Here is a 26,573-nt window from a genome sequence, read left to right as displayed (position 1 = left end):
TACGATTAAAATAGCATATCAAATATCACCTACCGAATACATATATAAAAGTAAATAAAAACAACCATACTACATCGACAAAATGCCAATACCACGCAGCAAATTCAAACCCTAAATGACCGTTATCGTTACTAGTAAAATCTCCTCTTTTTGCCCGAAAATAACAGACTGTTAAGAATATCGTACCGATTATTACATGTGCCCCGTGGAAACCGGTTGCTAAGTAAAAATTAGAGGCATATATTCCATCCGTAAATTTAAAAGCCGCATGATGATATTCATAGGCTTGCATTAAAGTAAAAAATATTCCCAGCAATACAGTAAGACCAAGGGCCGTAGCACAATCTTTTTGATTTTTTTCTTCTAATGCATAATGTGCCCAGGTGACAGTACTACCTGATAATAGCAATATCAGAGTATTAATAAATGGGATGTCAAAGGGGTCAAAGGTTTTAATGGAAGGCGGGGGCCAAATTCCTTCTTTTACTACCCAGACACCGTCAAGAATACCTACCGGCGACAAGCTAGATTTAAAAAAAGAAGCAAAAAACACCCCGAAAAATACTATTTCCGTTAAAATAAATAACGCCATACCGATTCTAAGACCGGCTCTAACGGGTGTGGTATGCTGCCGCTCTATTATTCCTTCTTTTATTACATCCCTCCACCAAGAATATAAACAAAAAACTACCGAAGCACTTCCTAAAGCTAGGACATAAGCCCCAAATTTATAATCATGCATAAACATTGTACCGCCTATGACTAAAATAAGTAAGGCAAATGAGGTAAGCACGGGCCAAGGACTCGGTTCGACAAGATGAAATAAATGTGCCTTGATTTCCGAATTTTGATGAATAGAGATTATTTCCTGACTCATATTTAATAATTTTACTTTATTGAATAATGATATTAAGCTTTATTTTCTAACTTATTATATATTTAAAAGTAAATCTTGGCAAAAATTAATTATATTTTTGCTGGAATAGCTATTCCTATTTCAAAAAAATCTTATAATTGGAAGTATAAAAAGAGCTAAAATAGATTAATTTAAATTTCGTTCACAGAACCTAGTAACTAGTAATTACATTTTTTCTTTATGGTGACAACTAAAATATCTTGACTCTTTCAATTATTACATTAATGTAGAAAATCGCTAATAATGTTTAAGCTCCATTGTTACAAAACCAATCTGTTAAGCCTGGTACTAGAGTTATGCCAGGGGTCCATTGTTATAAGTGACCAAAAATCATGAAGTGCAATGGAAGGTTGTTGTTTTCAATGACGGAGCTTAGCCCCTGGCACCTTTTGACTGCTAACAGGTTGATTTATATATAAAACACATAAATTTACCGTAGGGAGTTAAAATGGTTGATAAAGACGAAAATTTATTTGTAATTAAGGTTGAAGAAGAAAATCCCCCAAATTTTAAAAATATTAAAAGACCGGTTAGGAAAAATTACTTTTTTTCCCTCCCCTTTTTAGCCAGCCTTTTGCTATTTTTTTATTTTCTTCTCAATTATTTAGCAAAGTAAGTTATTTCCGGAAGAAAATTTTATTTTACAGTTAAGAGACAATAAAGAATTTTAATAAGTTGTTGCATGGATCGATTTTACCGTATTATGGTTATTATAAGTGCTGTGTCATACCGAGGCCCCTTCCACGGTATCCAGAAAAAACCTTAATAAAAAGACTGGATGCCGTGATCAAGGAACTAGAATGACACAGCTTTTTCCTTAACGTTCGTACACTAATGGATCAAGCCACGGTATGACATTGAAACCATTCTTCGAGCCATCCAACAACGCTATTCACACAATACAATTACTTTTATTCCAGCCCCAGAATATTCTTTAACTCTTCCCATTCTCTTTTTGTCATTTCGCTAGTTTCATGACTGACATTTTCGCCGTTAATCATCCTTTTTATAACGCTAAGCCCTTTTTTAGAAATGCTTTTTCCTTCTAAGCGATGCTCATTAAAAGCATCATAAGTAAAAGGTACCCAAGCTTTGACGATTTCAAGCATTTTTTCGGCATATACTCTTATTTCATATTGTGCATGGGAATCAGCTCTTAGTCTTAGAAAATGTAATAAATTATGTAAATTAATTTTCCAATACCATTCCGTATAAAAATTTAGAGTTAAATTCATCCGTGCAAGCTCTCTAGTAATACCGATAGTATTTTCGTCTAATATATTTCCGTCCTCATCGGCATTTAGCATTTCGGTATAATGGCTATAGCAATTCCTTGCATCCTGCTCAAGCAATGATAATACTTTGTCGGCTATTTCTTTTGGTACGCTATTTTCTTCTTCTCTACCCTGTTTATTAATTTTAGACTGTGCGGAAATATTTTCCCGTTCCGGCAAATAAAATTCATTGCCTAAAATCGAATATCTCGCTGAATATTCATTTACGCTAGCAGTTCTGTGACGTATCCATTGCCTCGCCACAAAAATAGGTAATTTTATATGAAATTTAATATCGCACATTTCAAACGGCGTAGTATGATGATGACGAATTAAGTAATTAATAAGCCCCTTATCTTGATTAGTCTGTTTTGTTCCCTTACCGTATGATACACGAGCCGCTTGTACTATAGCACTATCGTCGCCCATATAATCGATAACCCTAATAAAACCGTGGTCTAAAACTTTGATAGGTTCATATAATATTTCTTCTAGAGAAGCAACAGTTACTCTTTTAGTGTGGCTAGTTTGATTCATTTTTATTCTCTAAATGGGGTTAAATTTTGTGTGTTTGTCATACCGTTATCGTAACCGGCGTTGTTGCGTGGCTTGAAAAAAGTGCTACATATCATTCTAACTAAAGGTGAGACTTTGTTGCATGGCTTGAATTTTTGATGTCATTCCCGCGAAGGCGGGAATCCAGAAAAAAACACTTAAAATAAGCAAAATTATATAAAAATTTACTATATAATTCGTTTAAATATTCTCTGGATTCCCGCCTTCGCGGGAATGACATATAGCACTTTTTTAGAGCCACGCAACAACGCTTTTAGTTGCTCGCAATGACGTTTGAAGCACAATATCGTCACTTCAAATAATTATACAAATTCTTACCGTTATTCTTTAGCCATAATTTTGCCGCTATATATTCCGGGTAGATATTTGCTACTAAGTCCCAAAAATTTTTACCGTGATTCATTTCTTGCAAGTGAGACATCTCATGGACGACTAAATATTGCAGCACCTCATAAGGTGCAAAAACTATCCGCCAGTTAAAAGCAAGGTTGCCTTTGCTTGAACAACTTCCCCATCTAGTTACATTATCCATAATTCTAAGGTTAGAATAATCTAATTTATGTTTGCTAGATACGGTATTTACTATTTTAGTTATTTCTTCTAATAATTTCTTTTTAAGGAAAATTTGTAAAGTTGTTTTTTTAAGCGTTTCTGTAGTATATAATTCTATCGTATCACAATTTAATTTTACGGCATGATCATTTGACAGAGTATAAGCCACGTTATAAATTTTACCTAAAATAGGAATATTCTTGTTGTCCGCTTCAACCAAAGTTACCTTTGCTCGTAATTTTTGCCTAATCCAAGATTCTTTACTTAGCAAAAATTTATAACCTTTTTCCGGATTTGCTTTAAAGGGTAAAACCAACTCTGCCCCTTTGTGAGTAATCCTTATACTGATATTTTGGGCTTTTTGGCTTCTTCTTATTTCTATCCTTTGAGGATCACCATATCTATCCAGAATAAAAAATTGTTCTGTCATTTAGTTTAGCGGTACATATTCAGCCGGATCGACGGCAATTTTACCTTTGCGAATTGCAAAATGCAATTGAGCAGTTTTAGCATTACCGGTATGTCCTACATAACCGATTACCTCACCTTTAATCACCGAAGCACCTTTTTTAGGTATCGCCTCTTTTAGATGAGCATATGCGGCATATAGATTACTACTATCTAATTTTACTATCAGTAAATTACCGAATTGCTTATCATAACCGGAATATACTACTTTGCCGGCAGCTACCGACTTAACGCTACTGCCTTCCGCTGCTGCAATATTTATTCCTTTACTTTTTCCATATGGCGTTTCCTCACCGAAATTAGTAATAATTTTGCCGTCTACCGGTTTGATAAAATCGGTATTTACTTGACGAATATTTTTTTTATTTAGCAGCTCATTACTAACTTTAATTTTAATAATTTGCGACTCATCTAAAATATACGGATAAGTTAAATCATTAAAGTTGGCTAATGCTTTTAAATTTTGTTCGTAATCCTTCGCAATAGATTCTAATGTTTCCCCCTCTTGCACTTCGTGATAAATTATTTTACTATCATCTCTAGTAGGTACTGTAATTACATCATCTGATTCTTCTAAGCTTTCTTGCTCTTCTTTTAAGATTCCGGCAGATTTTTCCTGTACATCACTCTCATCAATATTCTTTCTAACTATTACGCCTTCATCCTGCTCTAACCGGTTAGGCGATTTATTAGTATTTATTAAAGTGTGAGAGGCATTTGCTCCTCCCCCATATTCAATAGGTGCGGCGGGCTGATCAACACAGGCGACAACAAAAATTACCGCAAAAAAAAGCAACATAATTCGAGATATCATATATTTACTGAAATTTATTATTAGGCAATGAATTAAGCATAGTATATATTTTTTATCATTATTTTCTATAAAAAAATTAATTATGAAAACTTACGATATTGTCATAGCTAGCGATCACTCAGGTTATCAATTAAAAAGCGAAATTATTAATTATTTACAAAAAAAATCTTTATCTGTTTATGATTGCGGTACTAATAATACGGAAAGAGTTGATTACCCTGATTATGCAAAAAAAGTTGTAGACGGAATTATTGAGGAATTAGCACCTCTCGGCATTCTAATTAGCGATACCGGTATCGGTATGTCGATTGCAGCTAATAGAAGTTCTCAAATAAGAGCGGCACTTTGTTTTGACGTATTTACGGCAAAAAGGGCACGATCTCATAATGACGCTAATATATTAATTCTGGGAAGCAAAATATTAGAGCCTAAAATAATTTATGAGATGATCGATAATTTTTTAACTACTAAATTTGAAGGCGGCAGGCATAGCGTTAGGTTATCAAAAATAAAGTAAATATTTAAGCTGTCACGGTGTCATTCCCGCGAAGGCGGGAATCCAGAAAAAAACACTTAAAATAAGCAAAATTATATAAAAATTTACTATATAATTCGTTTAAATATTCTCTGGATTCCCGCCTTCGCGGGAATGACATACTGACGCTTTTATAGAGCCATGCAACAACGCCTCGCCATCGTGGAACATGACAGAGAAGAGTGTGGGAATGACATCAAAATACAAATTTTTATTTCATGTTTAAGTATACAAAATGAACATTCTTGATTTTAAACAAAAATATAATTACGATGCCGCAACTAAAATGATGCAGCAATATTTAGATATTAAATTTGCCCATTTGGATTGTCTGTTGTTATTTAGGATGGGTGATTTTTATGAAATGTTTTTCGAAGACGCAATTTTAGCAAGCGGCGTGCTTGGCATTGCATTAACCAAAAGAGGTAAAAACGGCGAGGAAGATATATCAATGTGCGGCGTACCTCATCATGCACTTGAGACATATTTAACCAAATTAATTGAAGAAAATTATAACGTTGCTATTTGCGATCAGCTAGAAACACCGGAAGAAGCTAAAAAACGTGACGGATATAAAGCAGTAGTAAGTAGAAACGTCACACGTATTATCACACCCGGCACAATTATTGAAGAATCGTTAATTTCAGCAAGCGAGCCGAATTACTTAGCAAGCCTTGCTTTACATAAAAATAAGGATTTAGCGGCGATTTGCTATATTGATTTATCTATTTCACAAATTTCCGTAATTAATATTGCAGCCGATGAAGTTCTAAATGAACTGGCACGGCTTAAACCGAAAGAAATTTTACTTAGCGAAAATTTAAGATCTTCCGAGCTTGCCGGCAATATCTCTAAACAATTAGGTCTCCGAATCACCTACCAAGTCGATAGTTTTTTTGCCTTCAATAAATGTCAAAAAATTATTTTAGATTTTTATAAAATCAAAGATATTAAAGCCATCGGCGAAATATCCGACCAACAAGTGAGTAGTATCGGTAGTATACTAGAATATTTAAGCTTAACGCAAAAAGAACATATACCGCACTTGCCGCTACCGAAAATCGTAAATTTGTCTCAGCATATGACAATTGATTTCGCAACAAGACGTAACCTTGAAATTGTCGCTAACTTATCCGGTAACGTCAAAGGAAGTTTACTAAGCACAATTGACCGCACGGTTACCAAGCCGGGAAGTCGTTTATTATATAATTTTCTATCTAGTCCGTTAACTAACATCACCAAAATAAATCACCGCCTTAACATTACGGAATTTTTTTACTCTAATCTAGAAATAGCGGCGGCGATTCGAGGAGTCTTAAAAAAAACCGGTGATATAGAACGCTGTTTAACACGGATTACTATGAATCGTAGCACCGGCCGTGATTTGTTAAATATTAAATATACACTAGATGCAGCACTGCAAATTAAAGGAATATTTTTTAGTCATTACGGTCTTAATTTACCGCCCTTCATTGAAAAAATTACTAAAACTTTAGCAGGGGATGAAGAATTATATACTTTAATAGACGAGTCAATTAAGGAAGATGCACCGAATAACTTAAATGACGGCGGGATAATAAAACCTGAATATCATCCAAGAGTAAAAGAATTACATGATTTAATTGATAACGGCAAATCACATATAGAAAAATTAAAAGAGCAATATCGTCGTGAAACAGGTATAGACAGCCTTAAAATATCACATAATAACGTTATAGGACTTTTTATCGATATCACTACCAAAAATATTAATAAAATAACTGATTCGAAATTTATCCACCGCCAAACTACGGCTAATAGTGCCCGTTATACCACTCCTGACCTGCAAAGGCTGGAGAGTGATTTAGTAAATGCTAAAAGCTTAGCAATTAGTTTAGAACAAGAATTATACGCTGATATTTGCCGGCAAATAGTTGATAAAACCGTATTTTTACGAATGCTGGCAAGCTCTTTAAGCGGTCTCGACGTATTTTGTAATTTTGCACATATCGCCGATGAATATAATTACGTTAAACCGGAATTTACCGAGGATCAAAGTTTTGAGATTATCAAAGGACGCCATCCCGTAATAGAACAGGCATTACTTCGTGACAGTAAGAGTTTCGTAAGTAACGATTGCTCTTTAGCAGAAGACAAACGAATTTGGTTAATTACCGGTCCGAATATGGCAGGTAAAAGTACTTTCCTACGGCAGAATGCTATTATTACCATAATCGCCCAAATAGGCTGTTTTGTACCGGCTAGCCGTGCCAAAATAGGTATTGTAGATAAAATATTTAGTAGAATAGGTGCAGCAGATGATCTATTAAAAGGGCAATCAACCTTTATGGCAGAAATGCTTGAAACTTCGGCAATTCTTGCACAATCAACTAAGAATTCTTTAATTATACTTGATGAAGTAGGCAGAGGTACATCTACTTACGACGGCGTATCGATTGCCTGGTCGGTGCTTGAGTATATACATGACAAACTAAAATGCCGCTGTCTTTTTGCTACTCACTACCACGAGCTTACTATTATGAATAATTTTCTGCCGGCTTTACAAAATTATACTATTGCTATTGAAGAATCGGGAAAGGATGTTTTATTTTTGCATAATATTATAGAAGGAGCAGCCGACAAATCATACGGGATTCATGTAGCTGCGATTGCCGGTTTGCCGGCTAGTGTTATCAATCGAGCTAATCAAATTTTAGCAAAATTTGAAAAAACAGCGGTCGGCAAAGGTAAAAATATCTTATCTACCGAATCAAATAATTTAAGCTTATTCACTTTATCGCCGCCCGTTAAAGAAGCAGTGCCTTTAAGTAAATTAGAGGAAGAAGTAAATCGCATTAACCCCGATCAACTCTCTCCAAAAGAGGCGTTAGAAATAATATATAAATTGAAGGGATTAATAGCCAATTAGTAGTATAATCCCAAGCTGTTTAAAAGTCGTGGTCGTCGACATCACCCCGGCATGGATCAGACGTTGTTGCCTGGCTCGAAAAAGGTGCTGTATGTCATTCCTGCGAAAGCGTGAATCCAGAAAAAAATATTTTTAAGTCATCAAATTGTTTTTGATTTTTAAAAATTATAACATATCTAAATCAATATTTAGAACAGTACTTAGCTTTTTCAGCGTATCTATTGTACCTTTTCGTGACCCGTTCTCAATAGCTGAGATATATTGTTTAGTTTTACCAATCTTAGTAGCTAACTGCTCTTGAGATAGTCCTCTATATTCACGATAAACTTTAATAGGATTTTCGCCGTTTAGAATTTTTTGTACTAATTCTTCAGGAAAATATTCTTCATTTTTAGCTATTCCTTCAGCGTATAACTCTTCATCGGTAATATGATGTTTTTTAAAATTTACAAGCTCCTGATATTCATAAAAAGGTATAACAACAAAAGCAGGTTTGCCTTGATATTCAATTATATGTTTATTACTCATTTATATACTTCTCCTCTAACATCAACATTGATTACTAGAATTTCTAACTTTCCTTTATCTGTCCTGTATATAACTCGATAATCTCCAATTCTTAACCTATAACCGTCCTGTCCTATCAACTTCTTAATATTATTATTTTCTTTATATGGATATGGATTTAGCTTTAACTGTTCTAATTTTTCTAATATAGCTTTTCTTTTATTTACAGAAATTTTGAGTAAGTTTTTTAAAGCTGTTTTGGAAAAGCTAAGTTTATATTCCATTTTAGAATTATTATATTCAAGTTAATTTATAGTATATGATATTACAATATTAGTCAACATATTGTTGACCTTTGAGAAATTAATTTAGGATTTTGATTCATTAATGGCAGTTATTGCGAAATAAACCAATCTATCAATACGAATATAATAGCATATTGCACTACGGCAGCAAATATTGCGGCTACTATATCGTCCAGCATAACACCGGTAGCACCATGAATATTGCGGTCAAGCCAATTAATCGGCCATGGTTTTATTATATCAAAAATGCGGAATAAGCAAAACGGTAAAATAAAAAGTACAATTAAATTAATTTTTAAAGGACTTAAATATTTTATTATGTTTGATTCATTGACAAATACTACCGAGAAAAAACAAAGGATTAAAGTTAACATTTGCCCGACTACTTCGTCTATTACTACCTCTTGCGGGTCTTCTCGTCCTGTATATTCTATATATATTTTAGTGAAATAACTACTAAACACTAATAATATCACCCATACACCGAAAGTTATTATAAATAAGGTTATAAGCTGTGCTTCGCCGAGGGTAAGAGCAGGAAATGAAAAGATGATTTTACTAGTAATAATAAAATACATAACAACGTAACATAGCGGAAAAGCCGCCAGAGAGCCAAAAGTACCCGGGCAGTATTTTATTTTGCCTATATAAAAAAAAGTTGCAAAAAACTCTGCTATTTGTTTTTTAGTAAACATTTCATTTTAACTTTTAAGTAAATATTATACTAGATCAATTCTATAACATTTTATATAATAAACTTAAAATAATATAATAGGAATAATATAATGGGAATGAGTTTTAGTCATCTTTTAATAATTTTATTAATTATTTTTGTACTATTCGGTGCCGGTAAATTACCCCAGGTCATGGCAGATTTAGCCAAAGGTCTTAAGGCTTTTAAAGACGGCATAAAGGATAAAGACAAAGAGGATTTGTAGAATTTAACAAAAAATCGTTATTTCTGCGTGGCATCGTTGCGTGAATCAAAAAATCGTCATGGCGAACCACATAAGGCGTTGTTGCGTGGATCGGTTTTACACTTTGTGTCATTCTAGCTAAAGGCGGGAATCCAGAAAATATTTAAGCGAATTATATAGTAAATTTTTATATAATTTTGCTTATTTTAAGTGTTTTTTCTGGATTCCCGCCTTCGCGGGAATGACATACAGCACTTTTTTTGATCCATACAACAACGCCCTCCACGCAGTAATACGGTCAGGTTAAACTGCCTTTCACTCCCCTTAACGGTTGAAACGTCCTAAACCCCTTTCCTACCGTACTTTAATACTTAAAATTTGATAACATTATTAACACAATCTTTGGAATTTATCCTATACCTTACCTTTATATATAGACAAAACAACTTAAATATAGTAACATATACGTTATTTTTTGATAAACAAATTAACTTTTGTTCAAGAATTCAACAATATAGGGTATATAATAATGACCGGCAATTCTTCAAAATTTTTTCGTAAAATATTAAAAACAGGTTTAGTAACAGCTTCCGGAGCAGCGATAATGCTGAGTAGCAGCGGAGCTTTGGGTGCGGCGGCAAGGACTACTGCTAATAATGGTGTAAACCTTGCAACCGGTGTAAATTTAGGTGAAGCAGCGGCTGTATTTACTCCCGGCTCTACATTGCAATTTACAGGAGTTCATACTGTTACCGCAATGAATATAAACGTCGGGGCAGTTGACATGAATAATTTTGCCGGCGGTCCTGCAACAATTACTAAGAGCATTGGCTTAGGTTCAGTTGTAGATAACGTTGCTGCTAATAAACTTAATGTGAGTATTAATAATGGTGTGACATTAACTCTAACTGGTACAGGTGATGGTGGGCTAGGATTTGTAGGCGGAGGTAATGCTGCTGCTAATGATTATACTGCATTAGGTAATATAACCCTCGGAGGAGCAACTGCAGGATTAACTATTAATTCTGCTACTCCGGCACTAATAACACTTACAGGAACTATAGATGGTGCGGGTAATTTGCTAGTTAGTACACCGACAGATTTTACCGCTGCTATAGGTGCTACAACACCCTTAGGAGCAGTTACTTTTAATAATGGTAACGGTTTGAATGCAGCGACAGCCAAAGCCATAACGGCAACGACAGTGACGATAGGAAAAGATGCGGCAAATAATGCGTCTGCAGTATCAACGGGGAAAATAGGCGGAGCGGTGAATTTTACAGCCGATGGACAATTGACGGTAGATGGTGGAATAACCGGAGCAGTAACGACAGCTGCTAACGACGAAGGTACACTTATTGTAACAGCTGGAAATGTAGCAGATATTGGTGTCGGTGCGCCACTAAAGCAAGTAACGTTTAATGGTGTATCTATCCTTAATGGAGTAATAGACGCAAAAACAATTACAATAAATGGGGCTGTGACTGCAAATGTAGGAGCGATAACCGGAAATGTAAATATCACATCAGGGACGTTAACTACTAATCAAGTTATAACAGGGGATTTAGATGTAAGCGGCACTGGTAATTTAGCAGGGGATGCGGCAGCAACGGATGTAGCAGGAACGGTAACGTTACAAGCTGGTGCTACTGGAGCTGTAACTATTCATGATGCTTTAAATGCTGCTGTTGTTATGACAGAAGGTGGTACTCTGACTTTAAGAAAGGCTGCCGGAGGAATTAAATTCACCGGAACTGCAATAGCTGGTACTATAATAAATGTTGTAGACGATGTGGCTAGTAATGTCGGGGATGTAAATAATGATGCTGCTAATGGTGCCGGTACAGGAATATTAAATTTCTTAGGTGCTGGTACAGCAGGTACTATAGGTGCTAACAATTCGCTTGCTGAAGTAAATTTTAAAGGAGCCGGAGCAGTAGCAATAACTGGCACATCAAATGCAACAACTTTCACAGTAGGCGATGCCGGTGCAGATGTTACAGCAACTGGTTTAATGACCGGTAAGGTAGCATTTACAGCCGATGGTCAATTAACATTAGGTAATGGCATAACGGGAGCAGTAACGACAGCAGCGAATAATACCGGTAAGCTTATAGTGACAGCAGGGGATGTTGGCGGAGCGATAGGAACAAACGGAGTAAACATATTAAACAGCGTAACGTTTAATGGAGCGAGTAACGTAACAACGATTGATGCAACGACAGTAGCAATTGGTGCAGGTGGAGATGTAAAGACAACAGGAGCGGTAACTGCGGACGTCAACTTTACCGGTGATGAACAATTAACGGTAGGAGCTGGAGGTATAACCGGAGCAGTAACGACAGCTATTAATGACGAAGGTACACTTATTGTAACAGCCGGTGATATACAAGCTGTTGGTGGTGTCGGCAAGTCACTAAAGCAAGTAACGTTTAATGGTGCATCTACCCTTAATGGGGCAATAGACGCACAAACAATTACAATAAATGGGGCTGTGACTGCAAAGGTAGGAGCGATAACCGGAAATGTAAATATCACATCAGGGACGTTAGACACTAATCAAGATATAACAGGAAATTTAAATGTAAGCGGTGGCGGTAATTTAGCAGGGGTAGTGGGAACAACGAATATAACAGAAACAGTAACGTTACAGGCTACGGCTGGTAATGTAGCTATTAATAACGCTATTGGAAATGTGGCAGTTGCAGGCGGTACATTGAATTTAGCAGTTGCTGCAGGTGATATGACGATAACAGGAGGTACGGTAACTCAAACAGATGACATTGTCGGGAATTTAACTGTTAGCGGTGCTGGTAATTTAGCAGGAGCAGTGGGAGCAACGAATGTAGGAGGAACGGTAACGTTACAACCCGGTGCTACCGGAATAGTAACTATTAAGGATGCATTAAATGCTGCTGCTGTATCTGTTGCAGGCGGCACGTTAAATATACATAACGCAGCAGGTGGGATAAATTTTACCGGCAATGCAGACGCAACTGTTAACGTTGCAGCCGGCGGTGATGTGGGTGCCGTGAATAACACAACAAAGATAGATGGGATTGGAATATTAAACTTTACCGATGCAGGGGACGCCGGAGCGGTGGGTGCTACTAACTCGCTCAAGGAAGTAAGATTTTCCGGAGCCGGAGTAGTTACGTTAGGTGCCGTCACAGCAACGAATATTAACTTTGCTAACGCTGCTGTTGTTAATGCTAACGGAAACATTACAGCTAATATAGACTTTAAAAATAATGACGGTGTTATTATACTTGACGACGGCGTAAATATTACAGGTACCGTAGGGAGTACTTTGGGAGTCAATGGAACATTAAGCTTTTTAGGGAGCAGTACAGTTACGGAAACTATAGGGGGAGCAGCAGGAATTGCTAAGTTAGAATTAATTCAAGCTAAAGGAAATGGAGGCAATGTAGTTGATTTTAATAAAGACGTATTCGTTACCGATCTTAAATTTACTCCCGTTGTTATCGGTCCTGCTAGTACGATAAAAATCGGCGGAAATCTAACGGGCAATGTTACATTCTATGCCGGTAATAATAATGGCGGTATTTTAGAGTTTAATGGTAATGCCGTTGATGCTGCTGGTGATCCCATAGTTTACAAATTTGATGGAGATATAGCGGCAAATGCTGATAAAGGTACGCTTAATGTTAATACTACACTTCTTATTGCAACCAGTGCCACTGTAACTGGTCTTAAAGAAATTAATATCGTAAATACTAAAGCTTTAGCCATCGATGCTAGTAATGGTGATGTTACTTTACCAGCGGTGCAGACAATTGCTTTTGCAGGGGCAAATTCTGGGTTAGGATTTAGTAATACTGGAAATAGAGATAATGCAAAAATAATATTCTCAGGTGATTTCGTGCCTGCTAATGATGGTCAAGGTAGAATTACTTTTGCTAGTGCTGACCCAAACGATATTGGCGGTGCTGTTCCTAAGGCTTTAACTATTATCAGTGATAATCCTGCAAATATTCGGAAAATCGGTACTGCAGCCGTCGGGGGGAAAAAATTTGCAAATTTAAGTGTTTTTGATCAAGTAATCGTTGATAAAACAATTGATTTAAGCGGGATAGCAGAACTTGATGTTATAAATGGTGCAAATTTTGTTGATCAAGGAGCAACTTCTGCAGCTATTCAGATAATAAATATCGGTGCTGATGGTGGAGCGGGTACAGGTCCGGCAACGCATACAATTGATGTAAGTACTGCAGCGGCTGTTAATCTTTTAGGCGATAATGTTAAATTTGCCGATGCCGGTTCAACATTTAAGTTACAAAATACTGTTGCGGGTAATAAAACTGTGACTTTGGCGAATAATATAGAAGGAAATGTTGCAAATGGAGCTGGCGGTATAGTTGAGCTTAATGCTGATTTTGCAGGCGGTGTTAGTATACTAACTATTGACGGAGGCGGAGGTGCCGGTAAGTCACTAGGTACTGCAGCGAATAAATTGCAGACATTAATTTTCTCTGGAAATGGAGAGATTAAGCTAATAAACAAGGCAACATTCAATGCTATAAATCTTAATTTAGGCGTTACTGCAATTGAATTAGGAGATATTGTTCAGCATTTAGAGTTTAGTGGTGACACAACATTAACCGAAACCGGAGATATTGCCAGCGTAGATTTCAAAGGTTTTAATGCTGTAATAAATATGGATCCTGGTAAGAATATTACTGGCACTGTAACCAACACAGGTGTTGCTACAACAACGGAACCATAGAATTTAAAGGTACCGGCTCTATTGGCGGTAATATTAGCGGTCTTGCTATGTTAAAAGTTGGAGCCGGAGCAGTAGAACTTAAAACCGGCGGTGCTACCAAAATCACTGAAATCCAAGGTACCGGTCTTTCAATTACCCATAAGTCATTTTCATTGCAATATTAAATCCTAACCTAAGGTCAACCAACCTAGACAACCCTCTCCACATTACTATATTCCCAGGAGGTGGGTCTAATGCTCTGTTCATATACCCGCCAAGCCTGGCTATCTTGGTTAAGTAATAAGAAAGAGTTTTGTTTTGTATGTTATCACTAGCTTTATTATTGGGCAAGGCATTAATTAGGGTAATTTCTTCATCTGTTAGAGCTAATTCTGGTGGTGCATTAGGTGTACACCTATTCATCATAGTCATCCAAAAAATTCTCCAACTTACTATACAGAATATAGCAATAATATTATTCAGGCGTGCCTCTGTCCTGAGTTTTAATGATTCAACTCTGCAACCGGACTTGAGTATTTTATGAAAAGTTTCTATTTTCCATCTTAAGGCATACCAATCGAGTTTTTCAATGGCTTCATCTATTGTTGTAACAGGTAAATCTGTAACAAGCTTCCATATTATTTTTTCTCTACTAGTTGGCGTTTCTTTTTCTATTGCATGGATGATTGTGAGTAGTAATGCTGGATATTTCTTCTGCTTAATACCAACAGGAGGAAGTATTTTTATATTCTGATATCTGATTTCTAAGGCCACTTCTATCATACTACCATCCGAGCTCTTGATCGCAATATTGTGCAATCCATTGATTTTTACCGTATTCATTTTATTAGTAATAGTACGAGAGCCATCTTCAATTAACCGATCCTGACAAATTCTGACAAGAAAATGCGTATCAAATTCTTTCGCTATTACAAATAATTCATAAATGTCACTTTCCCTATCCCCAATATGAACACATCTCTGTGGTGCCTTCAGTAGAACAGTCGATTGTGTCAAATTTTCTAGCCAGCGATAACTTTCTTTTTCTTCAATAGGTAATCTGGTATAGTTAATACGTTTTTTTAATTCATTAGTTCCTTTAAATTGCTTGCGTGTCCAAAACTTGATGGCACAAAGACCTAGTGGTAAACCATTGTCAGTTATTGCTAAACTTGAATGCATTAAAATACCACATTTTTTATGCAAGATAGGTCTACCCATTATATCCTTACCTGTATGGATGTTTTGAGTCCAGCCTATATCTTCAGCTTTTATTCTATTATATGAAAACTCTGTAGTGTCCTGAAGTACAAGTATCTTTCCTTCTTTATGAGCTGATACACGTTCTTTTGTAATCCGGAAATGTCCTTCTAATATCTCTTGTGTGCTTACCTTATCATTTGACAGAAATCTATATGCAGCTTTAGTATTTGCCCAGTCTTGACAGGCAAGAGGTATAGTTTGACCTAAACTGTTCCATATCTGTTCAAGTAGTTTTCTAAAACGTTGCTGTAAACGCTTATCCTTAAAACCATTACCTGCACTATCGCTATCTAACCACTTCTTCTGACCATGGTTTCTTACTACCTTACTTAATTCTGCTTGTGTTGAAAATTTATTTCTTGGCATTATTTACTCATAAATTTTTTCCTATTGTATATTATTTTATAACTTATGGGTAATTGAAAGGGTACCGGTACGGATACGTTAACCTTGCCTGAAAACTTTAAATTAACCGGAGCAATCAACTCAACAGGCGGTCTGGCAGTCAAATTAAACTTCAAAGGCGGTACTAATAGTATCAGCGGTGTTGTCGGGACGGCAGCAAATCCGGTTGGTGGTATTACTACAGCCGGTACGACGACTTTCACAAGTGCGGTTAACAGTAAAGGCCCTATAACCACAGCGGGTAATACAACTTTCAGTAATAGCTTAAATAATATAGGCGATGTTACAACAAGCGGTACGACAATCTTTACCGGTGCATATACTAATACCGGTACTGCAAAATTTGGCGGGACAACAAACTTTGCAAGCACTTTTAACAATACTGGTGCTATTACTACAACCGGTACAACAACATATACAGGTGCCTATACTAATAAGAGTACTGCAACATTTGGCGGAACAACAAGTTTTGCTGATACATTTAACAATACCGGTGCAGTTACTTTGGCACCGGGTTCGATAAATAACTTTGCTAAAAACGTAACGGCAACTAGTTTTGTAGCAAGCGGTGCTACTATGAATTTTAGTAACAGCTTGGCGTTTAATAGTAGCTTAACCGGTAGCGGTACAACGATTAATTTAGGTTCAGGACAATTAGCATATACCGGTGAAGGTAGTTTTTCTGATAAGTTAATTATCGCTACAACCTATGAGCAAGCAATACCCGGCGGCGGTAATATATTAATTAAAGCCGGTAGTAAACTTGATTTATCTCAAGTCAATGACTTGGAAATTCAGTTTACAGCACCTGGTTTAACTATTGATCAAATAAATAAAAATACTAAATATCAGCTAATAGTAGCTGAAGCTAGCGGTGGTTTAGTACCAACATCTGCTAATATTAATTTTATAGTCAACGGTCAAGAATTTACTAACGCTTTTGTTAAATGGTCTATAGATACTTCGTCCTTAACTTTATCTGCAAAAGACGTAGCCGAAGAAACAATAGACGAAGAGTTTGGACCGGGTGGAGAATTAGAGAATATTCCAAATGCTACAGAGTTAGAAATAGCGTTTAGAGAAATGGAAAACGCACCAAATGGTGCAGATGCACGTGAAGCTCTCAATAACTTAGGGATATTAACTCCAATACAGCGAGCTGAAGCAGGAACTCACCTTTTACAAAATGATACCAGACCCGGTGTGGAAGCGTCTAATATTACTACACAAGTTGTAACAAGTAATATCACTAGTAATTTAGTTTCAGTTAGTGCACGCATGGATAAAATTTCAACAGGAAACCAAACACAAGTCAAAAGTCCTGTTAGTGCCGGGGAAGAGGATGACACAAGTTTCGGTGTATGGGGTAGCCCTTTTGTCGGAAATAGCACGCAAAAAATGCGTAATAACGTCAATGGTTATAAGTCTACTCCAAATGGTGGTACCGTCGGATTTGATGCATTATTAAACGACGATCTTGTACTTGGTGTTGCCTATACAAGAGCTAATACTAAAATTAAGCTAAAAGATACTAAAGTCGGCGATAAAACTAAAGTAAATAGTAATATCTACTCTTTGTACGGATTATATAACTTACCTAATAATAATTGGTTTTTCTCAGCTATAGCTTCTTATGGTGATAGTAAAATGAAAAGTTATTCGAAGCGTATCGTTGCAGTAGCTCCGAATACTCCTGGGTTTCAAACCGCAATCGGTAAGTACACATCTAAGTCATATACCGGACAAGTGATGGCAGGTTACAACTATCTAGCCCGGATATTGCATGAGATATAGGAGACAAAATCCTCGTAAAGCTGTATAATACTGGTATTTCATTAGAATAATACAAAGGATTTTGTCATGACAAATTGTATAGCATATAGTTACCAGTTTTCCAAAGTAAAAAATCGGACAATAGAGATAAATTTCACTGGAGGTGATATTAGTAGCGATGGAGGTGTGTTGTTATTAAGAGAAGCAGATAAAAGGCTTGGTATAACAGAGGAGCTTGCTAAAATATTTCCTGATAGACGAGATGGTAGTAAAATTACCCATAATATGGCAACAATGCTGAGGCAACGAATTTATGGTATTGCATTAGGTTATGAAGATTTAAATGACCACAATTATCTACGAAAATGTCCTGCTATGCAAACAGCTATGGAAACAATTGATGATATGGCAAGTAGTTCTACCTTATGTCGTATAGAAAACAATGCTGATAGACACTTTGCAATTAAAGTGCATGAACTAATGCTTGATAAATTTATTAAGTCTCATAAAATAGTACCAAAGCAGCTAATACTTGATTTTGATGCTACGGATGATGAAATTCATGGGCAACAGGAAGGTAAGTTTTATCATGGTTATTACGGTCATAATTGCTTTTTACCTTTGTATGTTTTTTGTGGAAAGCATCTGTTAGTTAGTTATCTTAGGACGTCAAAGCAGGATCAAGCAAAACATTCTTGGGCAATATTATCATTGTTAGTAAAACGTTTTCGCCAAGCTTGGCCAGAGGTAAAGATTATTTTTCGTGGTGATAGTGGATTTTGTCGTCATCAGATGTTTGATTGGTGTGATATTCATAATATAAAATATATTGTAGGAATGCCCCAAAATAACAGACTAAATGAGTTACTGAAACCTACAATGGAGAAGTCAAAAGCAGCATTTATTATAACCCAAGAAAAGCAACGTCTTTTTAGTGAGTTTCCATATAAGGCTGGTAGTTGGAGTCATGAACGTAGAATAATTGGTAAGGCAGAAATGACAATGCTTGGAGAAAATCCAAGGTATATAGTAACTAATTTATCAGATAAACCTGAAGATTTATACGACAAAGTTTACTGTGGTCGTGGTGATATGGAAAACCGTATAAAAGAGCAACAACTAGAATTATTTGCAGATCGTACTTCTTGTCATAGATGGTGGGCTAATCAGCTCAGAATGATTTTATCGGGTCTTGCATACACTTTAGTAGAATATATCAGAGGTAATTTATTACAAGGTAGTGCATTAGCAAAAGCACAAATAGGTACAATACGTTTAAAATTATTAAAAATTGGGGTAGTAATTATCCGTAATACTAGGCGTATTAAGTTTTTGTTATCTTCATCATATCCTTACCGACAGGTATGGAATCATGTGATGAAGAAATTAGCATTAGAATAACCTAGATTAGCACTGTTCCCGGTGCTTAGAAAAAATGGGGTAAGGGGCATTACATCTAAAATTTGAAAATAACGGCTTCAAAGCACTTTTTGGCAAAATTTTTACAAAAGTATCATTGCTAATATTATAAATTACTCAATTTCTTACTTTAAATCTCACTTCATGCAATATCCGGGCTAGCACCTCAAGATATTAATTTAATACCAATGGTTGGGCTTCGATATTCTAATATAAAAGATAAAGGCTATAAGGAAACAGGAGCAACTTTCCAAAACTTGATTGTTAAAGGGAAGAATTATAATATCGTGGAAGGGCTTGCAGGAGCTAAAGTATCAACAAATGTTAATGTCGATCAGGTAATTCTAACGCCGGAATTATATGGATTAATTAATTACGGCTTTAAAAATAAAGCTCCGGCAATTGATGCAAGGTTACAAGGAATGGATGCACCATTCCCGACAAATAGCTTTAAATCTCCTAAAACTAGTTATAATCTTGGTGCCGGCGTGACTGCTAAATACCAAATGATGGAATACGGCATTAACTATGACGTGAATATTGCAAGTAAATATTTCGCTCAACAAGGTAGCTTAAAAGTACGTGTGAACTTCTAAGGTTGTAAATGTATGGTGCCATACCGTGGCTCTGTGTTGTTGCATGGCTCTAATTTTTGATGTCATTCCCGTGAAAACGGGAATCCAGAGAATATTTAAGCGAATTATATAGTAAATTTTTATATAATTTTACTTATTTTAAGTGTTTTTTCTGGATTCCTGCTTTCGCAGGAATGACATATAGCACTTTTTTCGATCCATGCAGCAATGCCGGCTTGACGCTGTGTTGTACAAACGTTAAAGAAAAGGCTGTGTCATGCCGTGACTTGATTGATGTGGCTATAGTATTCCGGACAGTTAGTATGAGACAATATTAACAGAAAGGAAATACAGTATGACAAAAACAAAAATGTATTCTAGTGAATTTAAAGAATCAGCAGTTAAATTGGCAACTGAATCGAAGCGACCTGTTATTCAGACTGCAAAAGAATTAGGTATCAGTAAGAATACTTTATATAGTTGGATAGATAAATATTCTAAACAATTTGAAGAATCAATAACAAGAACAGATGAACATCTGTATGATGAATTAAAAAGATTAAAGAAAGAGCTGGTGATAGTAACACAGGAGCGTGATATACTAAAAAAGGCTGCAGCGTACTTTGCAAAAGAGTCCCTGTAAGGTATGCATGGATAAAGAAGCATCAAGATGATTTCTCAATTGCAATTATGTGCAAATGTATGAAGGTATCACGTAGCGGTTATTATGAGTGGTTAAATAACCCTGGATGCAATAGGGATAAAGAAAATAGAGAATTAACCTGTAAGGTTAGAGCTATTTTTCAGGAAGGTAGACGAAATTATGGATCTAGACCCATTAAAAAGGCTTTGTTGAGGCAAGGCATAATTGTTAGTCGTAGGAGAATTACAAGACTAATGAATGAAGCTGGCTTAGTATGTAAAACTAAGTATAAATTTAAAGCAACTACTGATTCTAAGCATAATAAGCAAGTTGCTCCTAATTTATTGGATAGACAGTTTAAAGTTTCTAATGTTAATTGTTATTGGGTTGGTGATATCACCTATATCCCAACTGGAGAAGGATGGTTATATTTAGCAACAGTTATTGATCTATTTTCTAGAAAAGTAATAGGCTGGTCAATGAATAGTAATATGAAAGCTGATTTAGTTAATAATGCTTTGCTAATGGCAATATGGCAACGTAAACCACCTAAAAAGCTTATTTGGCATACTGATAGAGGTAGCCAATATTGTTCTGATAGTCATTTAAAACTTATAAAACAACATGGTATTATACAGAGTATGAGTCGTAAAGGAAATTGCTGGGATAATGCTGTTGCTGAAAGCTTTTTTCATACTATAAAAACAGAATTAATTTATCAACATAAATTTAAAACTAGGGAGGAAGCAAAACATGCTATATTTGAATATATAGAGGTATTTTATAATCGTATAAGAATGCATTCTGCTAACGATTATCTATCACCAGTACAATACGAAAAAATACAAAAATGTGCGTAAAAAACTGTCCGGAAAACTGTTGACAGATCATGATCGGCATTGTTGCATGGATTGGTTTTACACTTTGTGTCATTCCCGTGAAAACGGGAATCCAGAGAATATTTAAGCGAATTATATAGTAAATTTTTATATAATTTTACTTATTTTAAGCGTTTTTTCTGGATTCCTGCTTTCGCAGGAATGACATATAGCACTTTTTTTGATCCATGCAGCAACGCCGGCTTGACGCTGTGTTGTACAAACGTTAAAGAAAAGGCTGTGTCATGCCATGACTTGATCGGCATTGTTGCATGGATTGGTTTTACACTTTGTGTCATTCCCGCGAAAGCGGGAATCCAGAGAATATTTAAGCGAATTATATAGTAAATTTTTATATAATTTTACTTATTTTAAGCGTTTTTTCTGGATTCCTGCTTTCGCAGGAATGACATATAGCACTTTTTTTGATCCATGCAGCAACGCCGGCTTGATGCTGTGTTGTACAAACGTTAAAGAAAAGGCTGTGTCATGCCGTGACTTGATCGGCATTGTTGTATGGATTGGTTTTACACTTTGTGTCATTCCCGCGAAAGCGGGAATCCAGAAAAAAAATAGTCATCCTGAATTTATTTCAGGATCTACTAAAAAGATGCTGAAACGAGTTCAGCCTGACAAAAAAAGCCTGGATTCCCGCTTTCGCGGGAATGACATCAAAAATTCAAGCCGCGCAACAACGTCCGTATATCCTCGCAACACCGATCCACGTGAGCAATGGCATTTAAGTTATTACTCATCTTTCAAGAATTAAATATAATTGTTTTATGAATTTGTCTTCTTCTGTATTGGGTAATTCCGTACTCGGTAAAAAAACAATTTATAGCAATAGTTACGATCCGACATTGTTATTTAGAATCCCAAGAATAGACAATAGAGAAAAATTAAAGCTTAAGGAGGATAATATTCCGTTTTACGGGGTGGATATTTGGAATGCTTATGAAATTTCTTGGCTAAATGAAAAGGGCAAACCATGTGTGGCAATCGGTAGTTTTTACATTCCCGCTAATTCCTCTAACATTATCGAATCCAAATCGTTTAAGCTATATTTAAATTCCTTTAATAATGATGTTATTTCTTCTATGGAAGAATTAGAAAGAATAATATTAGAAGATTTAAGTACTGCGACAAATGGTCAAGTATTCGGTCGATTATCATCCTTAAATGAAAAAATAGAATTTGCTGAAATAAATGGTGAAAATATCGACTATTTAGATGTTGAATGCAATATTTACGATCATCCGCATAGCGACCTAACCCGGATATTGCATGAGATATAGGAGACAAAATCCTCGTAAAGCTGTATAATACTGGTATTTCATTAGAATAATACAAAGGATTTTGTCATGACAAATTGTATAGCATATAGTTACCAGTTTTCCAAAGTAAAAAATCGGACAATAGAGATAAATTTCACTGGAGGTGATACTAGTAGCGATGGAGGTGTGTTGTTATTAAGAGAAGCAGATAAAAGGCTTGGTATAACAGAGGAGCTTGCTAAAATATTTCCTGATAGACGAGATGGTAGTAAAATTACCCATAATATGGCAACAATGCTGAGGCAACGAATTTATGGTATTGCATTAGGTTATGAAGATTTAAATGACCACAATTATCTACGAAAATGTCCTGCTATGCAAACAGCTATGGAAACAATTGATGATATGGCAAGTAGTTCTACCTTATGTCGTATAGAAAACAATGCTGATAGACACTTTGCAATTAAAGTGCATGAACTAATGCTTGATAAATTTATTAAGTCTCATAAAATAGTACCAAAGCAGCTAATACTTGATTTTGATGCTACGGATGATGAAATTCATGGGCAACAGGAAGGTAAGTTTTATCATGGTTATTACGGTCATAATTGCTTTTTACCTTTGTATGTTTTTTGTGGAAAGCATCTGTTAGTTAGTTATCTTAGGACGTCAAAGCAGGATCAAGCAAAACATTCTTGGGCAATATTATCATTGTTAGTAAAACGTTTTCGCCAAGCTTGGCCAGAGGTAAAGATTATTTTTCGTGGTGATAGTGGATTTTGTCGTCATCAGATGTTTGATTGGTGTGATATTCATAATATAAAATATATTGTAGGAATGCCCCAAAATAACAGACTAAATGAGTTACTGAAACCTACAATGGAGAAGTCAAAAGCAGCATTTATTATAACCCAAGAAAAGCAACGTCTTTTTAGTGAGTTTCCATATAAGGCTGGTAGTTGGAGTCATGAACGTAGAATAATTGGTAAGGCAGAAATGACAATGCTTGGAGAAAATCCAAGGTATATAGTAACTAATTTATCAGATAAACCTGAAGATTTATACGACAAAGTTTACTGTGGTCGTGGTGATATGGAAAACCGTATAAAAGAGCAACAACTAGAATTATTTGCAGATCGTACTTCTTGTCATAGATGGTGGGCTAATCAGCTCAGAATGATTTTATCGGGTCTTGCATACACTTTAGTAGAATATATCAGAGGTAATTTATTACAAGGTAGTGCATTAGCAAAAGCACAAATAGGTACAATACGTTTAAAATTATTAAAAATTGGGGTAGTAATTATCCGTAATACTAGGCGTATTAAGTTTTTGTTATCTTCATCATATCCTTACCGACAGGTATGGAATCATGTGATGAAGAAATTAGCATTAGAATAACCTAGATTAGCACTGTTCCCGGTGCTTAGAAAAAATGGGGTAAGGGGCATTACATCTAAAATTTGAAAATAACGGCTTCAAAGCACTTTTTGGCAAAATTTTTACAAAAGTATCATTGCTAATATTATAAATTACTCAATTTCTTACTTTAAATCTCACTTCATGCAATATCCGGGCTAGAACAGACAAGACTCGCCGATATTGAAAGAGAAGCAGAACGCAAGACTTTAATATCGCATACGGAGCAAATCAAACATGAGATATTGACGTCCAAGACAGTATCCGAGGTATTTGTAGCTTTAGAGAAAGATCAAAAGTTTTTTGTAGCACAAAATGGAAATATCAAATATACAACATTTAACTATAAATTTGCAAAACTAGCGAAGCAAGCTCTTGAACATCAAGAAAAACAACTTTTACCTAAATTAAAAGATGTAGCAGCAGCAGTAGAGCGTAATGACGTCTTCAGTACACAAGAAATATTATCTCAGCTCAAGGACAGTAAAGACTTAGAAGAGACATATAAGCACTTTGATAGTAATTTAGAACGTCATCAATTAGCGACTCAGCATCAAGCAATTCAGCAAGATAAAGTAAATGCTAAAACTACTGATGAAATGTTAACTGCAATTAGTCGTGAGCATGAGTTCTTTAAGTCTCTTGATGGTAATATTCAATACAGGCAGTTGAATAATCAGTATATTAATTACTCACAGCAGGCTATAGAGTATGAAGAGCACGCATTATTACCTAAATTAAAAGATGTTGCAGCATCAGTAGAGCACAATAGCGTCTTCGCTACTGCGGATATATTAACTCAGCTTAAAGGTAGTAAAAATCTAGAAGAGACTTACCAGCATTTTGATAGCAGTTTAGAGCATAATCAATTAGAGACTCAGCATCAGGTGATTCAGCAAGATAAAGTAAATGCTAAAACTGCCGATGAAATGTTAACTGCAATTAGCCGTGAACATGAGTTCTTTAAGTCTCTTGACGGTAATCTAAAATATACAGAGAAGTATGATAATAGTTTATTATCTGCGATCTCAAATGCTAAGACTCATGAGCAAGATAAGTTAATCACCAATATGCATAATATGGTAGTATATGCCCAAAAACATGGTATATTAAATGATCAAGAGATACTAAATCAATTTAACTCGTCTGATAGTCATAATGTACTTAAGAATTTAAGTAAAACATGTGAGAAACATTATATGGATCATCACAATGAGAATATTAAGCAGCTATTAGATGATGAGCATGTGATGGTAGGAACTAAGAAATATTCATGTCCGCTTAAATATATGAAACATGAAATGCAAAATAATATACCAGGCTTTGTAGATGAAAAGCAAATAGCTACAACCTTTGCTAAGGTAAAAGCAGAAGTTAAAGAGCTACGCTTAGAAAGAGAGTTAGAACATACAATGACTATAAGATTTTAAGGATTTGCAAGCATGACTAATGAAGAGAATAATCAGAGGCAACAGCAACAAGACTTAAGTACAAATAGTGACAATTCTGGACGTCCAAGGCATGATGAGCTATTTAAAAAGGTCATGAGTGAGCCTGTAGCTGCTCGTGAGTTTCTAGAGCATTATTTGCCAGTGTCATTCAAGAACAAGATTAATCTAAATAGTGTTAAAATAGAAAAAGAAAGCTTTGTTACTGAAGATTTAAGGAAAAGATTAAGTGATGTTGTTTACTCTGTTTCTTTAAAACAAGATAATGTCGCAGCTGGTAATACAGACAGTACCAACAAAAACATTAATAATATAGAAGATATAGAACATAATAAAGCTTATGTCTACGTACTTATAGAACATCAGTCTAGTAGCGATTACTGGATCTCTTTTAGACTTTGGCAGTATATGCTTTTATTATGTGAAAGGCATAAAGAAGTAAATAAAAGTAATCTCAAACAGGAAAAAGATAATAAACTCCCTCTAATATGTCCTATAGTAGTATATGCAAACGATAAGCCCTATAATGCCCCTAGAAGCTTCTGGGAGTTATTTGAAGATAGCAAAACTGCTAAGGAGATGATGGGTGACGAGTATTTACTTGTTGATTTACAACAACAAAGTGATAATGAGATAGAGCAAAAGCAGCATCTTGGTATGATGGAGTATATGCTTAAACATATCAAAACTCGTGATATCTTAAATCTTTGGCAAAGTTTACTTGAGAAGTTTGAAAGTAGTATTGAAATAGATAAGGAAAATGGCTTTATTTACATTAAGTGGTTATTGTGGTATAGTGATGCTAAGGTATCTGAAGATAAACAAGTAGAGCTAGCTAACCCGGATATTGCATGAAGTGAGATTTAAAGTAAGAAATTGAGTAATTTATAATATTAGCAATGATACTTTTGTAAAAATTTTGCCAAAAAGTGCTTTGAAGCCGTTATTTTCAAATTTTAGATGTAATGCCCCTTACCC

General features: G+C 35.5%; 21 protein-coding genes and 4 pseudogenes. 16 read left to right on the top strand and 9 right to left on the bottom strand.

Annotated features, from left to right (window positions below):
• Positions 1–25: 25 nt before the first annotated feature.
• Positions 26–877 carry a cytochrome c oxidase subunit 3 gene (locus AAGD48_RS00820; protein ID WP_341790076.1) on the bottom strand — a complete coding sequence of 284 codons (852 nt, stop codon included), beginning with the start codon at positions 875–877 and terminating at the stop codon, positions 26–28.
• Between the two features lie 487 nt (positions 878–1,364).
• On the opposite strand from AAGD48_RS00820, the gene AAGD48_RS00815 reads away from it, so the two are divergent.
• Positions 1,365–1,532: a hypothetical protein gene (locus tag AAGD48_RS00815; protein WP_341790075.1), complete on the top strand. Its 168-nt coding sequence runs from the start codon at positions 1,365–1,367 to the stop codon at positions 1,530–1,532.
• Between the two features lie 295 nt (positions 1,533–1,827).
• Here the strand turns inward: AAGD48_RS00815 and thyX are convergent, their stop codons facing one another.
• From thyX to AAGD48_RS00800, 3 genes are all read right to left on the bottom strand, one after another.
• Complete coding sequence (thyX, locus tag AAGD48_RS00810; RefSeq protein WP_341790074.1) at positions 1,828–2,727, bottom strand: FAD-dependent thymidylate synthase; 900 nt, start codon at positions 2,725–2,727, stop codon at positions 1,828–1,830.
• Positions 2,728–3,055: 328 nt separating this feature from the next.
• Positions 3,056–3,748 (bottom strand): SprT family zinc-dependent metalloprotease, encoded by a 693-nt coding sequence (locus AAGD48_RS00805; protein ID WP_341790073.1) that lies wholly within the window; start codon positions 3,746–3,748, stop codon positions 3,056–3,058.
• On the bottom strand, positions 3,749–4,585 hold the full coding sequence (locus AAGD48_RS00800; protein WP_341790072.1) for a LysM peptidoglycan-binding domain-containing M23 family metallopeptidase: 837 nt from the start codon (positions 4,583–4,585) through the stop codon (positions 3,749–3,751).
• Positions 4,586–4,682: 97 nt separating this feature from the next.
• On the opposite strand from AAGD48_RS00800, the gene rpiB reads away from it, so the two are divergent.
• Together rpiB and mutS are read left to right on the top strand one after the other, a co-directional pair.
• A complete protein-coding gene (gene rpiB, locus AAGD48_RS00795) occupies positions 4,683–5,117 on the top strand; it encodes a ribose 5-phosphate isomerase B (RefSeq protein WP_341790071.1) in 435 nt (144 codons plus the stop codon).
• A gap of 253 nt (positions 5,118–5,370) precedes the next feature.
• Complete coding sequence (gene mutS / locus AAGD48_RS00790) at positions 5,371–8,043, top strand: DNA mismatch repair protein MutS (protein ID WP_341790070.1); 2,673 nt, start codon at positions 5,371–5,373, stop codon at positions 8,041–8,043.
• Between the two features lie 165 nt (positions 8,044–8,208).
• Here the strand turns inward: mutS and AAGD48_RS00785 are convergent, their stop codons facing one another.
• The 3 genes from AAGD48_RS00785 to AAGD48_RS00775 form a co-directional block, all read right to left on the bottom strand.
• Positions 8,209–8,571, bottom strand: coding sequence for a helix-turn-helix transcriptional regulator (locus tag AAGD48_RS00785; RefSeq protein ID WP_341790069.1), 363 nt, complete (start codon positions 8,569–8,571; stop codon positions 8,209–8,211).
• Positions 8,568–8,834, bottom strand: coding sequence for a type II toxin-antitoxin system RelE/ParE family toxin (locus tag AAGD48_RS00780; RefSeq protein WP_341790068.1), 267 nt, complete (start codon positions 8,832–8,834; stop codon positions 8,568–8,570). Before AAGD48_RS00780 ends, AAGD48_RS00785 begins: the two co-directional genes overlap by 4 nt.
• Positions 8,835–8,944: 110 nt before the next feature.
• Positions 8,945–9,550, bottom strand: coding sequence for a phosphatidylglycerophosphatase A (locus tag AAGD48_RS00775; RefSeq protein WP_341790067.1), 606 nt, complete (start codon positions 9,548–9,550; stop codon positions 8,945–8,947).
• A 90-nt stretch (positions 9,551–9,640) separates the two neighbouring features.
• Here AAGD48_RS00775 and AAGD48_RS00770 point away from each other — a divergent pair, with 90 nt between their 5' ends.
• Positions 9,641–9,793, top strand: coding sequence for a Sec-independent protein translocase subunit TatA (locus AAGD48_RS00770; RefSeq protein WP_341790066.1), 153 nt, complete (start codon positions 9,641–9,643; stop codon positions 9,791–9,793).
• Positions 9,794–10,301: 508 nt separating this feature from the next.
• Complete coding sequence (locus AAGD48_RS00765; RefSeq protein ID WP_341790065.1) at positions 10,302–14,519, top strand: hypothetical protein; 4,218 nt, start codon at positions 10,302–10,304, stop codon at positions 14,517–14,519.
• A gap of 132 nt (positions 14,520–14,651) precedes the next feature.
• Here AAGD48_RS00765 and AAGD48_RS00760 read toward each other — a convergent pair whose 3' ends face one another.
• Positions 14,652–16,127, bottom strand: a complete 1,476-nt coding sequence (locus tag AAGD48_RS00760) for an IS4 family transposase (RefSeq protein ID WP_341789378.1) — start codon at positions 16,125–16,127, stop codon at positions 14,652–14,654.
• A 57-nt stretch (positions 16,128–16,184) separates the two neighbouring features.
• On the opposite strand from AAGD48_RS00760, the pseudogene AAGD48_RS10590 reads away from it, so the two are divergent.
• The 6 genes and pseudogenes from AAGD48_RS10590 to AAGD48_RS00735 all read left to right on the top strand — a co-directional run.
• Positions 16,185–16,391, top strand: a pseudogene (locus tag AAGD48_RS10590) (hypothetical protein); the annotation flags it as partial.
• A 351-nt stretch (positions 16,392–16,742) separates the two neighbouring features.
• Positions 16,743–17,960, top strand: coding sequence for an autotransporter outer membrane beta-barrel domain-containing protein (locus tag AAGD48_RS00755; protein WP_410526046.1), 1,218 nt, complete (start codon positions 16,743–16,745; stop codon positions 17,958–17,960).
• A gap of 66 nt (positions 17,961–18,026) precedes the next feature.
• Positions 18,027–19,340, top strand: coding sequence for an IS1380 family transposase (locus AAGD48_RS00750; RefSeq protein WP_341789277.1), 1,314 nt, complete (start codon positions 18,027–18,029; stop codon positions 19,338–19,340).
• Between the two features lie 176 nt (positions 19,341–19,516).
• A pseudogene (locus AAGD48_RS00745) lies at positions 19,517–19,954 on the top strand (autotransporter outer membrane beta-barrel domain-containing protein); the annotation flags it as partial.
• Between the two features lie 173 nt (positions 19,955–20,127).
• Positions 20,128–20,271 carry a hypothetical protein gene (locus AAGD48_RS00740; RefSeq protein WP_341790063.1) on the top strand — a complete coding sequence of 48 codons (144 nt, stop codon included), beginning with the start codon at positions 20,128–20,130 and terminating at the stop codon, positions 20,269–20,271.
• Positions 20,272–20,288: 17 nt separating this feature from the next.
• A protein-coding gene (locus AAGD48_RS00735) for an IS3 family transposase (RefSeq protein WP_410526007.1) occupies positions 20,289–21,436 on the top strand; the annotation gives its coding sequence in 2 pieces (ribosomal slippage) (positions 20,289–20,535 and positions 20,535–21,436; 1,149 coding nt in all).
• 140 nt (positions 21,437–21,576) lie between these two features.
• Here AAGD48_RS00735 and AAGD48_RS00730 read toward each other — a convergent pair.
• Positions 21,577–21,753, bottom strand: coding sequence for a hypothetical protein (locus tag AAGD48_RS00730; RefSeq protein ID WP_341790062.1), 177 nt, complete (start codon positions 21,751–21,753; stop codon positions 21,577–21,579).
• A 107-nt stretch (positions 21,754–21,860) separates the two neighbouring features.
• Between AAGD48_RS00730 and AAGD48_RS00725 the strand changes: the two genes are divergently transcribed.
• From AAGD48_RS00725 to AAGD48_RS00705, 5 genes and pseudogenes are all read left to right on the top strand, one after another.
• On the top strand, positions 21,861–22,223 hold the full coding sequence (locus AAGD48_RS00725; protein ID WP_341790061.1) for a hypothetical protein: 363 nt from the start codon (positions 21,861–21,863) through the stop codon (positions 22,221–22,223).
• A gap of 13 nt (positions 22,224–22,236) precedes the next feature.
• A pseudogene (locus AAGD48_RS00720) lies at positions 22,237–22,725 on the top strand (NADPH-dependent 7-cyano-7-deazaguanine reductase QueF); the annotation flags it as partial.
• A gap of 90 nt (positions 22,726–22,815) precedes the next feature.
• On the top strand, positions 22,816–24,129 hold the full coding sequence (locus tag AAGD48_RS00715) for an IS1380 family transposase (RefSeq protein WP_341790060.1): 1,314 nt from the start codon (positions 22,816–22,818) through the stop codon (positions 24,127–24,129).
• Between the two features lie 263 nt (positions 24,130–24,392).
• A complete protein-coding gene (locus tag AAGD48_RS00710; protein ID WP_341790059.1) occupies positions 24,393–25,577 on the top strand; it encodes a hypothetical protein in 1,185 nt (394 codons plus the stop codon).
• A gap of 12 nt (positions 25,578–25,589) precedes the next feature.
• Positions 25,590–26,432 (top strand): annotated as a pseudogene (locus AAGD48_RS00705) (Rpn family recombination-promoting nuclease/putative transposase); the annotation flags it as partial.
• Positions 26,433–26,573: the final 141 nt, after the last annotated feature.

The sequence above is a fragment of the Rickettsia endosymbiont of Polydrusus tereticollis genome (genome assembly GCF_964026385.1).
GTDB lineage: Bacteria > Pseudomonadota > Alphaproteobacteria > Rickettsiales > Rickettsiaceae > Rickettsia.
The sequence above is the reverse complement of the archived record's forward strand: the minus strand, read 5'-3'. Positions and strand labels throughout refer to the sequence as shown.

Excerpts from the sequence above, each read along its gene's own strand:
- AAGD48_RS00820 (WP_341790076.1), bottom strand. The coding sequence starts at position 877 with ATGAGTCAGGAAATAATCTCTATTCATCAAAATTCGGAAATCAAGGCA.
- AAGD48_RS00815 (WP_341790075.1), top strand. The coding sequence starts at position 1,365 with ATGGTTGATAAAGACGAAAATTTATTTGTAATTAAGGTTGAAGAAGAA.
- thyX (WP_341790074.1), bottom strand. The coding sequence starts at position 2,727 with ATGAATCAAACTAGCCACACTAAAAGAGTAACTGTTGCTTCTCTAGAA.
- AAGD48_RS00805 (WP_341790073.1), bottom strand. The coding sequence starts at position 3,748 with ATGACAGAACAATTTTTTATTCTGGATAGATATGGTGATCCTCAAAGG.
- AAGD48_RS00800 (WP_341790072.1), bottom strand. The coding sequence starts at position 4,585 with ATGTTGCTTTTTTTTGCGGTAATTTTTGTTGTCGCCTGTGTTGATCAG.
- rpiB (WP_341790071.1), top strand. The coding sequence starts at position 4,683 with ATGAAAACTTACGATATTGTCATAGCTAGCGATCACTCAGGTTATCAA.
- mutS (WP_341790070.1), top strand. The coding sequence starts at position 5,371 with ATGAACATTCTTGATTTTAAACAAAAATATAATTACGATGCCGCAACT.
- AAGD48_RS00785 (WP_341790069.1), bottom strand. The coding sequence starts at position 8,571 with ATGAGTAATAAACATATAATTGAATATCAAGGCAAACCTGCTTTTGTT.
- AAGD48_RS00780 (WP_341790068.1), bottom strand. The coding sequence starts at position 8,834 with ATGGAATATAAACTTAGCTTTTCCAAAACAGCTTTAAAAAACTTACTC.
- AAGD48_RS00775 (WP_341790067.1), bottom strand. The coding sequence starts at position 9,550 with ATGTTTACTAAAAAACAAATAGCAGAGTTTTTTGCAACTTTTTTTTAT.
- AAGD48_RS00770 (WP_341790066.1), top strand. The coding sequence starts at position 9,641 with ATGGGAATGAGTTTTAGTCATCTTTTAATAATTTTATTAATTATTTTT.
- AAGD48_RS00765 (WP_341790065.1), top strand. The coding sequence starts at position 10,302 with ATGACCGGCAATTCTTCAAAATTTTTTCGTAAAATATTAAAAACAGGT.
- AAGD48_RS00760 (WP_341789378.1), bottom strand. The coding sequence starts at position 16,127 with ATGCCAAGAAATAAATTTTCAACACAAGCAGAATTAAGTAAGGTAGTA.
- AAGD48_RS00755 (WP_410526046.1), top strand. The coding sequence starts at position 16,743 with ATGAATTTTAGTAACAGCTTGGCGTTTAATAGTAGCTTAACCGGTAGC.
- AAGD48_RS00750 (WP_341789277.1), top strand. The coding sequence starts at position 18,027 with ATGACAAATTGTATAGCATATAGTTACCAGTTTTCCAAAGTAAAAAAT.
- AAGD48_RS00740 (WP_341790063.1), top strand. The coding sequence starts at position 20,128 with ATGACATATAGCACTTTTTTCGATCCATGCAGCAATGCCGGCTTGACG.
- AAGD48_RS00730 (WP_341790062.1), bottom strand. The coding sequence starts at position 21,753 with ATGACACAAAGTGTAAAACCAATCCATGCAACAATGCCGATCAAGTCA.
- AAGD48_RS00725 (WP_341790061.1), top strand. The coding sequence starts at position 21,861 with ATGACATATAGCACTTTTTTTGATCCATGCAGCAACGCCGGCTTGATG.
- AAGD48_RS00715 (WP_341790060.1), top strand. The coding sequence starts at position 22,816 with ATGACAAATTGTATAGCATATAGTTACCAGTTTTCCAAAGTAAAAAAT.